The organism is Rhodococcus sp. P4_B6 (genome assembly GCF_056402215.1).
This window is the reverse complement of sequence record NZ_JBFUHV010000007.1, coordinates 1-16,131: the sequence shown is the minus strand read 5'-3', so window position 1 is coordinate 16,131 and position 16,131 is coordinate 1. Positions and strand designations below refer to the sequence as shown.

Annotated in this window: 15 protein-coding genes and 2 pseudogenes; 5 read left to right on the top strand and 12 right to left on the bottom strand. The window is 68.2% G+C overall.

Translation table 11 applies throughout. The features are described from left to right. The first annotated feature begins 56 nt into the window (after window positions 1-56). Together AC1DWT_RS04860 and AC1DWT_RS04855 are read left to right on the top strand one after the other, a co-directional pair. Window positions 57-1,736 (top strand): DNA repair helicase XPB, encoded by a 1,680-nt coding sequence (locus tag AC1DWT_RS04860; protein ID WP_005244182.1) that lies wholly within the window; start codon window positions 57-59, stop codon window positions 1,734-1,736. A 37-nt stretch (window positions 1,737-1,773) separates the two neighbouring features. Further along, window positions 1,774-2,442 carry a DUF3239 domain-containing protein gene (locus AC1DWT_RS04855; RefSeq protein ID WP_477919900.1) on the top strand — a complete coding sequence of 223 codons (669 nt, stop codon included), beginning with the start codon at window positions 1,774-1,776 and terminating at the stop codon, window positions 2,440-2,442. 7 nt (window positions 2,443-2,449) lie between these two features. On the opposite strand, the gene AC1DWT_RS04850 is transcribed toward AC1DWT_RS04855, so the two are convergent. From AC1DWT_RS04850 to AC1DWT_RS04815, 8 genes are all read right to left on the bottom strand, one after another. Next, window positions 2,450-3,013 carry a GNAT family N-acetyltransferase gene (locus AC1DWT_RS04850; RefSeq protein ID WP_477919899.1) on the bottom strand — a complete coding sequence of 188 codons (564 nt, stop codon included), beginning with the start codon at window positions 3,011-3,013 and terminating at the stop codon, window positions 2,450-2,452. Between the two features lie 92 nt (window positions 3,014-3,105). Next, a complete protein-coding gene (locus AC1DWT_RS04845) occupies window positions 3,106-4,095 on the bottom strand; it encodes an LLM class F420-dependent oxidoreductase (RefSeq protein WP_072944860.1) in 990 nt (329 codons plus the stop codon). Window positions 4,096-4,108: 13 nt separating this feature from the next. Further along, window positions 4,109-5,335, bottom strand: a complete 1,227-nt coding sequence (locus AC1DWT_RS04840; protein WP_477919898.1) for an MFS transporter — start codon at window positions 5,333-5,335, stop codon at window positions 4,109-4,111. Continuing rightward, a complete protein-coding gene (locus tag AC1DWT_RS04835) occupies window positions 5,332-6,675 on the bottom strand; it encodes an LLM class flavin-dependent oxidoreductase (RefSeq protein WP_477919897.1) in 1,344 nt (447 codons plus the stop codon). Before AC1DWT_RS04835 ends, AC1DWT_RS04840 begins: the two co-directional genes overlap by 4 nt. A 24-nt stretch (window positions 6,676-6,699) precedes the next feature. After that, on the bottom strand, window positions 6,700-7,575 hold the full coding sequence (locus AC1DWT_RS04830) for an ABC transporter permease (RefSeq protein ID WP_072944866.1): 876 nt from the start codon (window positions 7,573-7,575) through the stop codon (window positions 6,700-6,702). Then, window positions 7,568-8,404: an ABC transporter ATP-binding protein gene (locus AC1DWT_RS04825; RefSeq protein WP_072944868.1), complete on the bottom strand. Its 837-nt coding sequence runs from the start codon at window positions 8,402-8,404 to the stop codon at window positions 7,568-7,570. The genes AC1DWT_RS04830 and AC1DWT_RS04825 overlap by 8 nt, the downstream gene beginning before the upstream one ends. Beyond that, window positions 8,401-9,489, bottom strand: coding sequence for an ABC transporter substrate-binding protein (locus tag AC1DWT_RS04820; RefSeq protein ID WP_206014820.1), 1,089 nt, complete (start codon window positions 9,487-9,489; stop codon window positions 8,401-8,403). Before AC1DWT_RS04820 ends, AC1DWT_RS04825 begins: the two co-directional genes overlap by 4 nt. A gap of 38 nt (window positions 9,490-9,527) precedes the next feature. After that, window positions 9,528-10,598 (bottom strand): ABC transporter substrate-binding protein, encoded by a 1,071-nt coding sequence (locus AC1DWT_RS04815; protein WP_072944870.1) that lies wholly within the window; start codon window positions 10,596-10,598, stop codon window positions 9,528-9,530. Between the two features lie 278 nt (window positions 10,599-10,876). Between AC1DWT_RS04815 and AC1DWT_RS04810 the strand changes: the two genes are divergently transcribed. Then, window positions 10,877-11,797 carry a sigma-70 family RNA polymerase sigma factor gene (locus tag AC1DWT_RS04810; protein WP_477919894.1) on the top strand — a complete coding sequence of 307 codons (921 nt, stop codon included), beginning with the start codon at window positions 10,877-10,879 and terminating at the stop codon, window positions 11,795-11,797. Here AC1DWT_RS04810 and AC1DWT_RS04805 read toward each other — a convergent pair. Beyond that, window positions 11,772-12,371 carry a carboxymuconolactone decarboxylase family protein gene (locus AC1DWT_RS04805; RefSeq protein WP_477919892.1) on the bottom strand — a complete coding sequence of 200 codons (600 nt, stop codon included), beginning with the start codon at window positions 12,369-12,371 and terminating at the stop codon, window positions 11,772-11,774. The genes AC1DWT_RS04810 and AC1DWT_RS04805 overlap by 26 nt on opposite strands. 120 nt (window positions 12,372-12,491) lie before the next feature. On the opposite strand from AC1DWT_RS04805, the gene AC1DWT_RS04800 reads away from it, so the two are divergent. Beyond that, complete coding sequence (locus tag AC1DWT_RS04800; protein ID WP_095863362.1) at window positions 12,492-13,679, top strand: pyridoxal phosphate-dependent aminotransferase; 1,188 nt, start codon at window positions 12,492-12,494, stop codon at window positions 13,677-13,679. Continuing rightward, window positions 13,676-14,707, top strand: coding sequence for an AraC family transcriptional regulator (locus tag AC1DWT_RS04795; RefSeq protein ID WP_378690913.1), 1,032 nt, complete (start codon window positions 13,676-13,678; stop codon window positions 14,705-14,707). The genes AC1DWT_RS04800 and AC1DWT_RS04795 overlap by 4 nt, the downstream gene beginning before the upstream one ends. A 12-nt stretch (window positions 14,708-14,719) precedes the next feature. Here the strand turns inward: AC1DWT_RS04795 and AC1DWT_RS04790 are convergent, their stop codons facing one another. The 3 genes and pseudogenes from AC1DWT_RS04790 to AC1DWT_RS04780 all read right to left on the bottom strand — a co-directional run. Then, complete coding sequence (locus AC1DWT_RS04790; RefSeq protein WP_072944880.1) at window positions 14,720-15,145, bottom strand: VOC family protein; 426 nt, start codon at window positions 15,143-15,145, stop codon at window positions 14,720-14,722. A 52-nt stretch (window positions 15,146-15,197) separates the two neighbouring features. Beyond that, a pseudogene (locus AC1DWT_RS04785) lies at window positions 15,198-15,440 on the bottom strand (zinc-binding dehydrogenase); the annotation flags it as partial. Between the two features lie 3 nt (window positions 15,441-15,443). Continuing rightward, a pseudogene (locus AC1DWT_RS04780) lies at window positions 15,444-16,131 on the bottom strand (zinc ribbon domain-containing protein); the annotation flags it as partial.

The following is a 16,131-nucleotide window of genomic DNA, read 5'->3' as shown; positions in this document are numbered from 1 at the left end:
ATCAGGACAATGGACAGGCTGGCTACATCCGGCACCGCATTTTCGAGGAGGCTTCCGTGACCGACGGACCGTTGATCGTCCAATCCGACAAGACCCTGCTGTTGGAGGTCGATCACGAACGCGCGAACGACGCCCGCCAGGCGATCGCGCCGTTCGCGGAACTCGAGCGCGCGCCCGAACACGTCCACACGTACCGCATCACCCCGCTGGCGCTGTGGAACGCGCGCGCCGCCGGGCACGATGCCGAGCAGGTGGTCGATGCCCTCGTCAACTTCTCCCGGTACGCGGTGCCGCAGCCGCTGCTGGTCGACATCGTCGACACGATGGCCCGGTACGGGCGCCTGCAGCTGGTGAAGAACCCGGCCCACGGTCTGACGCTGGTCAGCCTGGACCGCGCGGTCCTCACCGAGGTGACCCGGCACAAGAAGATCGCCCCGATGCTCGGCGCCCGCGTCGACGACGACACGGTGGTGGTGCACCCGAGCGAGCGCGGCCGCCTCAAGCAGTTGCTGCTCAAGGTCGGCTGGCCGGCGGAGGACCTCGCCGGATACGTCGACGGCGAGGCGCACGCCATCGATCTGGACTTCGACGGCACCTCCCCCGGGTCCGCGGACGGCCAGTGGCACCTGCGCGACTATCAGGAGATGGCCGCCGACTCGTTCTGGGCCGGCGGGTCCGGCGTCGTCGTCCTGCCCTGTGGTGCGGGCAAGACGATGGTCGGTGCGGCGGCGATGGCCAAGGCGAAGGCCACCACGCTGATCCTGGTGACGAACACGGTCGCGGGACGGCAGTGGAAGCGTGAGCTGATCGCGCGCACGTCGCTCACCGAGGAGGAGATCGGCGAGTACTCCGGCGAGCGCAAGGAGATCCGCCCCGTCACGATCGCCACGTACCAGGTGATCACCCGGCGCACGAAGGGCGAATACAAGCATCTGGAACTCTTCGATTCCCGCGACTGGGGTCTCGTGATCTACGACGAGGTGCACCTGCTGCCTGCCCCGGTGTTCCGCATGACCGCCGACCTGCAGTCCCGCCGGCGCCTCGGCCTCACCGCCACCCTGGTGCGTGAGGACGGCCGTGAGGGCGACGTGTTCTCGCTGATCGGGCCGAAGCGGTACGACGCACCGTGGAAGGACATCGAGGCGCAGGGGTGGATCGCTCCCGCCGACTGCGTCGAGGTGCGGGTGACGCTGACGGACGCCGAACGGATGTCCTACGCCGTCGCCGAACCGGACGAGCGGTACAAGCTGTGTTCCACGGCGCACACCAAGATCGCGGTGGTGAAGTCGATCCTGGAGCGGCACACCGACGCACCGACGTTGATCATCGGCGCGTACCTCGACCAGCTCGACGAACTGGGTGAGGCGTTGAACGCCCCGGTCATCAAGGGGTCGACCAAGAACAAGGAGCGGGAGGAACTGTTCGACCGTTTCCGGGCGGGCGAGATCCAGACGCTGGTCGTCAGCAAGGTCGCGAACTTCTCGATCGATCTTCCGGAAGCKTCTGTCGCCGTGCAGGTTTCGGGTACGTTCGGGTCCCGCCAGGAGGAGGCTCAGCGGCTGGGCCGCCTGCTGCGACCGAAGCACGACGGCGGCCAGGCCCACTTCTACTCGGTGGTGGCGCGGGACACGCTCGACGCCGAGTACGCCGCCCACCGGCAGCGGTTCCTCGCCGAGCAGGGTTACGCGTACCGGATCACCGACGCCGACGACCTGCTGGGCCCGGCCATCGGGTAACCGCCTGCCGCCGGAGCCGGGCCTCTAAGCTGGGGCCGTGCGACATTTCGAGTTCACCGTCGACCGGCCCTACGCGAAGTCCGTCAATCAGACGTTCGCCGACATGCGACGCCTGCAGGTGTCGGCGATCGTGGTGGCGCTGCTGTTCGCGGCCGCCGCTGTCGGTCTGATCCTGCTCGCCCACCCCTGGTCGATCATCCTGGGGGCCGTCGTGGCGATCGCCGCGCTGACGTCCGTGTGGGTGGCGTTCTGGGTGCCGAAGAAGGTCGGCAGCATCGAGGACCTGTACGCGAGGAGCCCGCTGGTGCCCGCCGTCGTCTCGGAGGTCCACCCCCGCGCGCTGACCCTGCTGTCGCTGATCGACGTCGCGAAGCCGTCCGCGGTCCACCCGTCGTACGCGCTCGTCACCCGCAACGTTCCGATCCGCACCGGCCAGAAGCAGCGGGTGGGTGACCGGGTGCCGTCCGTCGCACTGCTGAACGACCGCAGCACGCACAGCATGTCCGACACCTGGGAGATGGTCAGCCCGATGCCGATCGCGTGGGGCACCCGCGACGCGGCCGTGCGGTCCCGCGCGGAGGACGCGATCGATCAGGTCGAGTGGGATTTCCTGCAGAGCCGGATCGCCGAGTCGGAGCAGATCCGGACCAGCCCCGACCAGCGGGTCACGGTGTCCGAGCACGACCTTCCGGAGAGTTTGCGCTGACCGGCCGCTAGCCCGGCCAGTCGTCTGCCGGTTGTCGCGGGTCGCCGGCCAGCAGGGCGGCCGCCCACGAATCGCGCCGGACGCCGCGCTGCACCAGTCCTGCGCGCTGGAGTCCCTCGAACCGGAAGCCCACCCGGCGGGCGACGGCCGCCGAGTCCAGGTTGCCGACGAACGCGCGCCATTCGATGCGTTCGAGGCCCATCCCGTCCGTCCGAAACGCGAAATCGCACACCAGGTTCACCGCCGCCGTCATCAGTCCCCGCGAGCGGGCGGACGGTGACAGCCAGTATCCGATCTCCGCTGCCGTCATGTCCCGCGCCATCAGGCCGATCATCCCCAGCACCGGGCCGTTCTCACGTTCGCGCAGCGCCCAGGTGGGGCTGCGGTCGGCCCAACCGGTCGGCACCGTCTGCCGGACGAACTGCTCGGCGTCCGAGCGGGCGTACGGGGCGGGCATCGTCGTCCACTCGGCGATCGACGCGTCGCCGCACGCCGAGCTGATCGCATCGATGTCGGTGACGACCGGCGGGGTCAGCCACACGTTGTCGGCGGCGAGGGTGACGACGAGCATGCCCGCCACTCTATGCCCGGTGCGGCGGTCTGCTGATCAACACGTCCGGCCGACGGGCCGGCCATCAGCACGTCCGGCCGACGGGCCGGCCATCAGCGCAGCGCCGGCAGGACCTCTTTCTCGAAGAGTTCGATGCCCGAGGTGTCGTAGGCGGCTTCGGGGAAGTAGAAGATGCCGTAGGACATGCCGAGTTCCTTCAGCGCCGACAGTTTCTCGACGATCTGTTCCGGCGTTCCCACGCCGGGCATTCCGCGGAATGCTCCGAGCGCACCCTCGGCGGCGTCGGCGCCGACGTGGGGGGTGAGCCGGTCCTTCAGGGTGAGCAACCGCTGCTCGACCTCCGCCTCGGTGGTGCCGATCGCGACGTTGTAGTTGGCCGAGCGGGTGATGGCGTCGAAGTCGGTGCCGACGGTGTCGCAGTGCTTCCGCAGGATCTCGGACTTCTGTGCGAATCCGTCGGGTGTGCCGTCGAAGTTGGTGTATTGCGCGTACTTCGCCGCGATCTTCAACGTCACCTTCTCGCCGCCGCCGGCGATCCACAGCGGAATGCCGCCGTCCTGCAGCGGAAGTGGGCGGACGATGGCGCCGTCGACCTGGTAGTGCTTGCCTTCGAGGGTCGCGGTGCCGCTGGTCCAGGCCTGGCGCATGATCTGCACGCCCTCGTCGAGGCGGCCGAGACGCGTACCGGCGGAGGGGAATCCGTACCCGTATGCCTGCCATTCGTGCTCGTACCAGCCGCCTCCGATACCCATCTCGATGCGTCCGCCGGAGATGAGGTCGGTGGTGGCGGCGACCTTGGCGAGGTAGGCGGGGTTGCGGTAGCTCATCGCCGTACACATCTGGCCGAGACGCACCCGCGACGTGACGGCCGCGAACGCGGACATGAGGGTCCACGCCTCGTGCGTGGCCTCCTCGGTCGGTGCCGGGACGGTGTGGAAGTGGTCGTAGACCCACAGTGAATCCCAGGAGGAACCCTGGTCGGCGCGCAACGCGAAGTCGCGCATCACCGACCATTGATCCGCGGGATCGATTCCGACGAGATCCAGACGCCAACCTTGAGGAACGAACAATCCGAAGCGCATGAAACGAATGTACCTATGCTTCCTGTTTTTCGAGCGGTGAGGAATCCGGCTCCGCCGCGGGCGGCGGTGGCCAGGGGGAATAGATCGGGATGAACCGGAACAGGAGTCCGGCGCCGACCAGCGCCGCTCCCCCGATCGCGGCGACGGCGGCGCCGAGCGGGACCACCGCGGCGAGCGCGCCGACCCCGAACGGTCCGGCGAACATCCCGGTGTCGTGGGTGAGCCGCCACCCTGCGAGGAATTCGGCGCGGGTGGCCGGTGGCGCAATGTCGGCGCCGAGCGTCATGATCACGCCGTTGCCGAGTCCGTTGCCGATTCCCATCACGACGGCGACGATCCCGATCGACCACAGGTCGTGCGAGAACGGCAACGCCAGGTAGGACGCGCCGATCACCAGCAGCGACGGCACCGCGATGAACCTGCGGCCGTAGCGGTCCATGAAATGTCCGGCCGGATACGAGCACAGCAGGTCCACGGCGGCACCGACACCGAAGACGAGGCTGACCTGGGCGGCGTCGAGTCCGAGGTGGGCGGCCCACAGCGGGAGCACCGCCTCCCGGGAGGCGCGGGCCGCGCCCATCATGAGCGACCCGGCTCCGAGTGTGGCCAGCAGTTTCCGGTGGCGACGCAGGATCGACGGCAGCGTCGCGTGCCCGCCCACGGCGGCTGCACTGCGGCGCGGCGGGTCGGGGACCCGCGACATCAGCCACCCGGACAGCACGACGCCGACGAACTGCACCACGAACCCGCCCCGCGCGCCGACCACCAGGATCACGGCGGCACCAAGCAGCGGGCCCACGAAGAAGCCGAGCCGCCACATCGCCGCGAACGACGACATCGCCCGGGCCCGCAACCCGATCGGCACGGCATCGGCCAGATAGCTCTGGCGGGCCAGCCCCCACACGGCGTTCGCGAGCCCGGTCAGCAGTGCGCCCACACCGAGCATCCAGGGTGACTGCGCGAGGAGACAGACCAGCACTCCGGTGGCGCCGACGGCACTGCCGCCGATGATGGACCGCCGCTCCCCGAACCTCGCCACGATCCGGCCCGCGGGCAGGTCGCCGAGGACGGCGCCGAGCCCGACGACCGCGACGATCAGCCCGGACACGGCAACCGACGCACCCAGTTCGCGGGCCGTCAGCGCCATGACCGGGGCGGCGGCCCCCTGGCCGATGCCGAAGATCGCTGCTGGGACGAAGACGGTGGTGACGAGAGGCTTCAGACCGGTCTCGCCGCTCATGCGCTCGCTTCGTCGACCGCACCCGCGAACCGGTTGTCGACGTCCGCGAGACCGTAGTGACCACGCAGGGTGGTCGCCGTGTACTCCGTGCGGAACAGTCCCCGCTGCTGCAGGATCGGGACGACCCGGTCGACGAAGTCGTCGAGTCCGCCGGGCAGGTACGGCGGCATGATGTTGAAACCGTCGGCCGCGCCCTGCTCGAACCACGTCTGCAGTTCGTCCGCCACCTGTTCCGGAGTGCCGGCGAACGTGCGGTGCCCGCGTCCGCCGCCGAGCAGCCCGATCAGCTGCCGGACGGTGAGCGATCCGTCCGCCGCGAGATCCTTCACCAGCTGGTACCGGCTCTTGTTGCCCTGGATCTCGTCGAGCGGGGGAAGCGGCGGCAGCGGCGCGTCGAGGGAATGCTTCGTGAGATCGACACCGAGCATCGTCGACAGCTGCCGCAGCGAGTACTCGGGCGAGATCAGATCGGTGAACGACTGCTCGAGCGCCTTCGCCTCCTCCTCGGTGTCGGCGATGAACGGCACGATGCCGGGCAGCACTTTCAGGTCGCCGGCAGTGCGGCCGTGCTTCATGACCCGCGCCTTGAGATCGCGGTAGAACTCCTGCCCCTGCTCGAGGGTGCGCTGCGCGGTGAACACCGCCTCGGCGTACCGCGCCGCGAACTCCTTGCCGCTCTCCGACGATCCGGCCTGCACCAGCAGCGGCCGCCCCTGAGCGGATCTCGGCGAGTTGAGCGGGCCCTTGATCCGGAACCGCGGTCCGTCGTGGTCGATGGTGTGGACCTTGTCGGGGTCGGCGAACACGCCCGTCTCCGGGTTCAGCACCACCGCGCCGTCCTCCCAGCTGTCCCACAGGGCCAGCGTGACGTCGACGAATTCCTCTGCGCGCTCGTATCGTCCGCTGTGCGCGGGGATGCCGTCGACACCGAAGTTGGCCGCCTCGTCAGCGCCTGCCGAGGTCACGATGTTCCACCCGGCGCGGCCGCTGCTGATGTGGTCGAGCGACGTGAACTTGCGGGCCAGGGTGTACGGGTCGGAGTAGCTCGTGGACGCCGTGGCGATCAGCCCGACGTTTTCGGTGGCGACGGCGATCGCCGACAGCAGCGTGACGGGCTCGAAGATCGCCTGCGTGTTGTGCTTGATCCGCGGCCCGACGGCGAGACCGTCGGCGAAGAACACCGAATCGAGTTTGCCCCGCTCCGCGATCCGGCCGAGTTCCTGGAAGTGCGCGACGTCCAGTACGCGGTGCGCCTCGGTGCGGGGGTGGCGCCACGCCGCCTCGTGATGTCCCACGCCCATGAGGAACGCGTTGAGGTGGAACTGTGAATCCTGTGACATGTAGGTTTTCTTTTCCGGTAAGGACTAGACCCGCCAGCGGGACAGCCTGCGTTCGATCAGTACGAGAACGGCGTTGATCGTCAGGCCGAGAACCGAGATGGCGACGATGCCCGCGTACATGTTGGGGATCTGGAAGTTGAACTGGGAGGCCGTGATCAGGTAGCCGAGCCCGGCCTTGGCCCCGACCATCTCGGCGGCGATCAGCACGAGGATCGACGACGCGGCGGCCATGCGGATTCCGGTGAAGATGGTGGGAACGGCGGCGGGCAGCACCACCTTCTGGAACAGGCGCACCGGCGACAGTCCCAGCGAGGACGCCGACTTGATCAGCAGCGGGTCGACGGTGCGGACACCGGAGATCGTGTTCAGCAGGATCGGGAAGGTGCACGCGTAGATCACCAGGGCGATCTTGGACTCCTCACCGATGCCGAGGATCAGGATGAACACGGGGAGCAGTGCCAGCGCCGCCGTGTTGCGGAACAGCTCCAGGATCGGGTTCAGGAAGTCCGACACGGGCCGGTACCAGGCGATGGCGATGCCCAGCGGGATCGCGATCACGACGGCCACGAAGAAACCGATCAGCGCGCGAGAGAGGCTGGCGGACACGTGCTGCCACAGCTCACCGCTCTGGAGCAGGTCGAAGAACGCCTCGATCACCGTGCTGAACGGGGGCAGGAACACTTCGTCGACGAGACCGACGCGGGGTGCGATCTCCCACAGCGCCAGGAACGCGACGATCGCGACGGACGGCTTCAGGATCCGCCACGCGAGCGGACGCAGCGCCGCGCCGGCACGCTGGACGGCACCCGGCTCGGGCGGGGTGGAAGCGGGCGTCGGAGCCGCGGTCCGGGTCGGATCGGCGGCGACGGGAACTTCCGGTGTCGCGAGTGCGCTAGACATGTGCTTCCTCCTTCTCGATTACCTGTGCACGCTCCACTTCGCCGTGCAGCAGCGTCCAGATGCGGTGTCGGTAGTGCCGGAACTGCTCGTTGGACCGGACGTCCTCGCCGCTGCGGTCGATGTCGATGTCCACGAACGTCTTCACCCGGCCGGGGCGTGACGTCAGGACGGCGACCCGCTGCCCGAGGTAGATGGCCTCGTCGATGCCGTGGGTGATGAACAGGATGGTCTTGCCGGTGGCCTTCCAGATGCGCAGCAGTTCGTCCTGCAGCGACTCGCGGGTCTGCGCGTCGAGCGCGGCGAACGGCTCGTCCATCAGCAGCACCTCGGGGTCGAACGCCAGGCTCCGGGCGATCGCGACGCGCTGCTTCATACCACCCGACAGTTCGTGCGGGTAGCGGTCGCCGAATCCCTTCAGGCCGACGAGTTCGAGGTAGTGCTCGGCGAGTTCGCGCCGTTCCTTCCTGGGCAGTCCCTTGGCCTCGAGCCCGAACTCGATGTTGTGCCGTGCCGTCCGCCACGGCAGGAGCGCGTACTGCTGGAAGACGATGCCGCGGTCGAGACCCGGCCCGGTCACCGGCTGCCCGTCGAGCAGGATCCGGCCGGACGTGGGGGTGCTGAGCCCGCCGAGCAGGTCGAGCAGCGTGGACTTCCCGCAACCGCTCGGCCCCACGAGGACGAGGAATTCGCCGTCCGCGAGATCGATGTCGATGTCTTCGATCGCGGTGAACTTGTCCTTCGACCCGCGCACGTCGAACTGCTTGGTGACGTGCTCGAGGCGGAGCTTGGGCGTCTGAACCCGGTCGGGATTCGAGGCGGTGGTGCTCATTTCTGTCCTTCCAGTACTTCTCCGTCGGGCCCGCTCTCGGCGGGGAACGTGCCGTTGGCGTACGGGTTGAATTCGTTGGTGTACAGGTCGGTCGCGGTCAGCTTGCCCTCGTCGAGCTCACCGTTCCGGACGAGCCAGTCGATCCAGGTCTGCAGCTCCTTCTCCTGGATCACGGCCCCGGCGATGGGAATTCCGGAGCTGCGCCAGTAGTCGATGGCCTCGTCGCTCTCGTTGCGGCCACGCCTGTCGATGATGTTCTTCAGCCGTGCGACCACCTCCTCGCGCGGGGTCACCTGGGTCCAGCGGATGGCCCGGGCCGTGCCCTGCACGAAGTCCGCGACGGCGTCCTCGTTCTTGGCCAGGAAGTCGTCCCGCACCACGTATGTGCCGTAGCTGAACGCGCCGAAGAGATCCCGGTCCGTGAACAGCGGCCGGATTCCGCCACGCTCCTGGGCTGTTTCACGGTAGATGCCGTTGATGGCGGCCACGTCGATCTGGCCTTCGCGTAGCGCCTGTTCGTTGTTCACCGGCGGAACGACGATCAGTTCCACCTGCTTGATCTCGTCCGGGGACAGGCCCTGCTGGGCCAGCCACTCCCGGACGAGGAACTCGTGGTGCGCGCCGAGCGTGTTCATCCCGACCTTCTTGCCGATCAGGTCACGCGCCGAGCGAATGGGGCTGCCGTCCAGCACGAAGTATCCGGTGAACTCGCCGGCATCCGCGCCGTAGGAACTCAGCACCGACGTGATCGGCGCCCCCGCGGCGTTGAGTTTGACGACGGCTCCGTTGAAGGCCGAACCGAATTCGACGTCACCGGTGGCCGCCGACTGGATGTCCTGCGGGCCGCTGGTCGTGTCGCCGACCCATTCGAGTGTGACCTTGTCGTAGTACCCCAGGTCCTCGGCGAGTTCGTGGAAACCCACGTCTCCGGCCCACCCCTGGTATCGCAGGACCGTCTTCCCGTCCTCGGTGGTGGCGGTGTCCGACGAGCCGGCACATCCCGCCACTCCCGAGGCCAACGTGAACAGTGCTGCGGTCGCCGCGAGTGCGCGCACGGCGCCTCGCCGGAACCGGGAGTGGGACATCGACTTCACTTTCTTCTCGTGAGGACCTGGGGTGGAATTCACTTGGCGGCCAGCGCTTGTCCGTCGGGGCCGCTGTCGGCGGGGTAGGTGCCGTTGGCATACGGGTTGTACTCGTTGGTGTAGACGTCGGCGGGCGTGAGCTTGCCGTCCTCGAGTTCCCCGTTACGCACGAGCCAGTCGATCCAGGTCTGGATCTCCTGGTCGGTGAGCACGCCACCGGGGCCTGCGACACCCGGCGACTTCCAGTAGCCGACGAGATCGGTGGTCTCGTTGCGACCGCGCCCGGTGATGATCTCCTTGTACTTCGCGATCACCTCGTCGCGGGGCGTCACCTGCGTCCAGCGGATGGCGCGGGCCGTGCCCTGCACGAAGTCGGCGACGGCGTCCTTGTTCTTCGCGATGAAGTCGTCGCGGAAGATCAGCGAACCGTAGGTGAAGGAACCGAAGATGGACTCGTCGGTGAACAGCGGACGGATGCCGCCGCGCTCGACTGCCTTGTCGCGGAACACGCTTCCGAGCGTGCCGACGTCGATCTGCCCCTGCCGCAGCGCCTGCTCGGTGTTCACCGGCGGCACGACGGTCAGCTCGACCTGCTTGATCTCGTCCGGGGTCAGCCCCTCCCGAGCCAGCCACTCCCGGACCAGGAACTCGTGGTGCGCGCCGAGCGTGTTCATACCGACCTTCTTGCCGATCAGGTCACGTGCCGACGTGATCGGGCTTCCGTCGAGCACGTAGTACCCGTTGAACGTCTCCTTGTCGGAGCCGTAGTAGCCGATGACGGACGTGATGGGAGAATCGGCCGCGGCCAGCTTCAGGACCGCTCCGTTGAACGCCCCACCGAAGTCGGTCTGGCCCGTGGCGGCGTTCTGAATGCTCTGCGGCCCACTGGTGGTGTCGCCGATCCAGTTCAGTTCGACCTTCTGGTAGTAGCCCAGGTCGGCCGCGAGTTCCGGGAACGAGACCTGGCCCGTGGTGCCCTCGTAGCGCAGCACGGTCTTGCCGTCGGCGGTCGTGGTGGTTTCGGATTTGGAGCAGGCAACAGCGAGACTGGTGAGGGAGAGCAGGGCGGCAGCGGCCGCCAGAGTCCGCGCGAAACGGGGACGAATCATCGAAGGTCTTCCTAGTGTGTGATGCCCGCAAACGACGAAGCAGCGGGCCGTGCGAACGCACTCCGGCCGGCCCGGCGGTCGCCGGAGGGGGGTTGGCAGGACGTGCAGAAGAAAAGGGGTGCGGAAAAGCCAGGTCAGCTACGACAGCCGAAACACTGGAACATGGCAGACTCCCTGGACGTGGTGTGGTCGCCACACCATACGTCCGGACCCACCACCAGGGTCAACGGTTACGCACACGACGGATTTTATGTCTGGACCGCACGTAGGATATCGGCATGCCCACTGCGACGCTGGTAGACGAATTCGAGTCCCACCGGCGGCATCTGCTCTCGGTAGCGTACCGGCTGACCGGAAGTGTCAGCGACGCCGAGGACGCGGTGCAGGAGTCGTGGCTGCGACTCGACGACGCGAACGCCGCGACCATCCGCGACCTCGGGGCCTGGCTGACCACGGTAGTCGGGCGGATCTGCCTCGACCGGTTGCGTTCGGCTGCGGTGCGGCGGGAACAGTATGTCGGCCAATGGCTTCCGGAACCGGTCGTCACCGGGCTGTCACCGTCCGCCGAGCCGGACCCCTTGGAGGCGGTCGTCCGGGACGAAGACAACCGTCTCGCGGCGCTGATCGTGCTCGACACCCTCACCCCGGCGCAACGGGTCGCGCTCGTGCTGCACGACGGTTTCGGGGTGCCGTTCGACGAGGTGGCGGCGATTCTCGGTATCGAGACACCCGCGGCGCGCCAGCTCGCGTCGAGAGCCCGCAAGGCGGCTGCCACAACGACACCCGCGGTTCCCGACGAGGAGCATGCTCTCGCCGTGCAGCGACTGCTCGAGGCACTCGCCGGCGGCGACCTCGACGCGGTGGTCGCGGCCCTGCACCCGGACGCCCTCGTCATCGGCGACGCCAACGGCACCACGAGCACGGCCGTCAACGTCATCCGCGGCGCCGACAAGTTCGCCAGATTCTTCCTCGGCCTCGTCCAGCGGTACGGGCCGGAGGTGTTCACCGCCATGGAGCTGGTTCTGGTCAACGGCCAGCTCGGCTACTTCACCGCCGGTTTCACCGGAGACGATGCCCACCGCAGCTCGCCTGCGCGAGTGGGTGGGTTCACCGTCCGCGACGGTCTCGTCTACGCGGCGTACGACATCGCCAACCCGGAGAAGTTCGCCGGGATCATGCTCCCGGACTGTCCGTCGTGACGGCGGCGTCGTCGGCCCACGGCACCCGGCACGAATCGGTGCCGAAACCCTGTTCGGTGATACCCAGCGCCGAGTACATCCGGGCGCGCATGTTCTCGATACCGATCTGATAGGACAGTTCGACGACGCCTGCCCGGCCGAACCGGCGCTCGAGGTCCGCGACCTGCTCGTCGGTGACGGTGGTGGGCGTCGCCGTCATCGCGTCGGCGTACGCGATGGCCGCGCGTTCGTCCTCGCTGTACGCGGGCGAGTCGGCGTAGTCGGCGATGTGCTTCAGCCGCTCCACGTCCAGGCCGTCGAGGCGTTGCAGCATCGTGCCGAAGTCCACGCACCACGAGCAGCCGATCGTCCAGGCCACGCGGAAGACGGCGATCTCCCGCACGTTCGCCGGGAGGACGGTCGACGCCTTCTGCACCGCCATCTCGTGCCGGGCCGAGGCGACGAACAGTTTGCGGTGATGGGCGAGCACGGCGAACGGCTCGGGCACCTCGTCGAACTTGTGGGCAGCATATTTGTAGGCGACCTTCACCAGCGGGCTCGCGTCCGCGGGGGCCACTGCGGGAATGCGGGGCATTGCGTCCTCCATCGTCACCGGGCGCCCTTCGCGCGCCGTCTACAGAGAAGACGAGACAGCCCCGCAGAACGTGACGCGGCCCTGTGCAACCGGCGCCATCACACCGACTACGCTGCAGTAATGCCCGCAACGCCGCGCAACCGCACCGTCCAGCGCTTGCAGCCGTTCGCGTCCACCATCTTTGCCGAGATGACCGCGCTCGCCGTGCGTCACGACGCGATCAACCTCGGTCAGGGTTTCCCCGACACCGACGGTCCCGCGTCCATGCTCGACACCGCGCGGCAAGCGATCGCGGACGGACTCAACCAGTACCCACCCGGCCCCGGCATGCCCGTGCTCCGGCAGGCGGTCGCCGCCGACCGTCTGGCCCGGTACGGGCTCGACCACGACCCCGACTCGGAGGTGCTGATCACCGTCGGCGCCACCGAGGCCATCAGCGCCGCCATCCTGGGTCTGGTCGAACCGGGTGAGGAGGTGGTGCTGATCGAGCCGTACTACGACTCCTACGCCGCCTCGGTCGCCTTGGCGGGTGCGGTGCGGCGCAGCGTGCCGCTCGCCCGCTCCGGCCAGGACTTCGTGGTCGACCTCGACGCGCTGCGGGCCGCGATCACACCGAAGACCCGGATGCTGGTGATCAACACCCCGCACAATCCGACGGGCACCGTGTTCACCCCGGACGAGGTCGCCGCGGTCGCGGAACTGGCCTGCGAGCACGATCTGCTGGTGCTGAGCGACGAGGTGTACGAGCACCTGGTCTTCGACGGCCGCACGCACACCGCCCTGGCCACCCTCCCGGGAATGTACGAACGGACCGTTTCGGTGTCGAGTGCCGCCAAGACGTTCAACGTCACCGGGTGGAAGATCGGCTGGGCGTGCGGTCCGGCGGAACTGATCGACGCGGTCCGCACCGCGAAGCAGTACATGTCGTTCGTCGGCGGCGGACCGTTCCAGCCCGCGGTGGCGCATGCGCTGAGCCACGAGCAGCAGTGGGTGAAGGAACTGCGGGACAGTCTCCAGGCCAAGCGGGACGTGCTGTACGACGCGCTCGTCGCGTCCGGTCTCGAGGTCCATTCGGGCGGCGGCACGTACTACCTGTGCGCCGACATCACCGCGATCGGCGAACACGACGGCATCGACTTCTGCCGCACTCTGCCGGAGCGCATCGGCGTGGCCGCGGTGCCGGTCAGCGTGTTCACCGACCATCCGCGGCCGTGGAACCCGCTGGTGCGGTTCGCGTTCTGCAAGCAGGATCACGTGCTCGAGGAGGCCGCGCGGCGGCTACGGACCCTCGGGGAGCCCGGATCGTGACTGCCCGCACCATCCCCGCCGACTTCGTGCGGCGGGCGCTCGACCTGTCGGCGCGCAGCGGCGTCGACCTCTCCCCCGCGCTGTCGGCGGCGGGAATCACGACGGCGTCGCTGGGGGATCCGCTGGCCCGGTTGACGCCGACCCAGGTCACCGCGTTCACCCAGGCCGTCTGGCAGATCACGGGCGACGAATTGTTCGGCCTCGGCCCGGCACCGGTTCCCCGCGGCACGTTCCGGCTCGTGTGCCTCGCCCTGATCCACACCGCGGATCTGTCCGCCGCGCTCGAACGGATGGCCGACATCCTGCGCGCCCTGCCGTCACTGCCCGCCCTGCACATCGGCCCCGGTGCCCACGGCGGAACCCGGATGACCATCGACATCCGCCCGGCGGCGGCCGAACGGTCCACCGAGGAAGTGCAGATATCCGTCGAGGTGACGCGGGTCGTCACGGACTTCCTGCTGATCCTGCTCCACCGTTTCGCAGCGTGGCTCGTAGGCAAGAGAGTCCGGCTGCTGGCGGTGGAACTGCCGTATCCGGCACCGCTGCCGCAGCTCGCCGAGAACTACGATCACATCTTCGGTGTCCCCGTGACATTCGATTCCGATATTCCTGCAATCGAATTCGACAACTCCGTGATGCGGGCGCCCATCATTCAGACCGAGGAGACGCTCGCGGACTATCTCCGGGAGTCACCGACGCTGTTGATGTCGGAGCGCGACTACGACAGCACGGCATCGGCACAGGTGCGCCGGGTCCTCGAGCACGGCATGAAAGGTCGTACGTCGACGGCCGAGGACATCGCGGAGATGCTGTCGATCAGTGTCCCTCATCTGCGCCGCCTGCTCCGGCAGGAGGGGACGTCGCTGAATCAGCTGCGGGAGGAAGTGCTCCGCGACGCCGCCGTCGCCGGGCTCCGGCGCGGCGAATCCGTGGAGGACCTGTCGGCGCGGCTCGGCTTCTCCGAGCCCAGCGCGTTCCGTCGCGCCTTCAAGCGCTGGACCGGCAGCACCCCGAGTTCCTACCGCTGAGTGGCCGGCGCGTCAGCTGACGCAGAATTCGTTGCCCTCCGGGTCGGTCATCGTGACCCACTCGCTCGGCCCCTGGCGGCCCCGGTGGAGCACGGTGGCGCCGGCTTGCTCCAGCTTCTCGGCGACCTCGTAGCGGGCGTCCCCGACCCTGATGTCCAGGTGGAGCCGGTTCTTCACCGTCTTCCGTTCGGGAACCAGCTGGAACAGCACGCGGGGGCGCTCGGGGTGCTCCGGATCGCGGATGGCCTGGCCCTCACGCCAGACCAGGACACCCTCGAATTCGATGGTGTCGGACTCCTGCGCGTGGCCGGCCTGCACGAGCCCGCGGATGAACTCCTCATCGCTCGGCTCCACCTCCCAGCCGAGCGCCTGAGCCCACCATTTGGCCAGGGTATGCGGGTTCTCCGAGTCCACTGTGACTTGAAATTCATATCCCATGGCCCGACGGTACAGCGGGGCACCGACAGGTCCCGGTGATCCACGTCCCGCGTCAGGGTTTGACCAGGATCCGGATGGGATCTCCGTCGTGGTTCGCGAGCTTCTCGATGCCCTTCGCGACGTCCTCGAGCGGGACGATCTCGCTGATCGACCGCGACAGGTCGAGGCGGCCGCGCGACACCAGTTCGGCGAGGGTTTCGATGTCGACATTCTTGTACCCCAGATGGCCGAGTACCTGCTTCTGCGACAGCCCGAACTGCGCGGTGGTCCCCACCGACGCCTCCTGCGCGCTCAGCGTCTACGTAGATCTCATACTGTCTGCCACTTGCGTGGCGGCGTGGGAGATGGACGTGTGTCACGGCTACCCGCATCACCGTGAGGTGGTGCGGGTTCGACCGTGTCCCACACCGACGCTCGTAGTGCAGGAACATATCTGTTCGGAGTCACCCCCGCCCGCGGTGTCACGGTGGGCAGGCTGCGGCGGACCCGGCGATGCCGCGACCGTCGCGGGGTGGGACCGCTTTTGTCGCGGCACCGGCGCACCGGCGCGTGCTCGGCGACCCCGATCGCGGGCATCTGCCCCCGCCGCCGGGTCACCTTGTGTTTGCCGAGCAGGGCGCGTTTGGCCAGGTTCACCCCCGCGATATGGTCCCGGTTGCCGCCGACCCCGCAACCCGAACACCACGCGGTGTGATAGCCGCCGGGGCGTGCCAGTGGTGCGTCGCAGCCCGGACACAACGCGGACGATCCGCGTGCCGACACCGACACCACCGTGACACCGACACCGGCGGCGGTGTGGGCGAGAGCGGCGGTCGCTTTACGGCGGGCGGACTGCGCGGCCCGATTGTTGTTGACCCGGCCATGCCCGCGGGTCTCGAGGGTGGTCAGGTCTTCCACCGCGATCACCCGTGCGCCCGCCGAGGTGGCGTAGTCGGTGACCTGCCGGGCGAAGTGGAAGGCCAGTTCTCGGTTGATCTTTCCCCGCT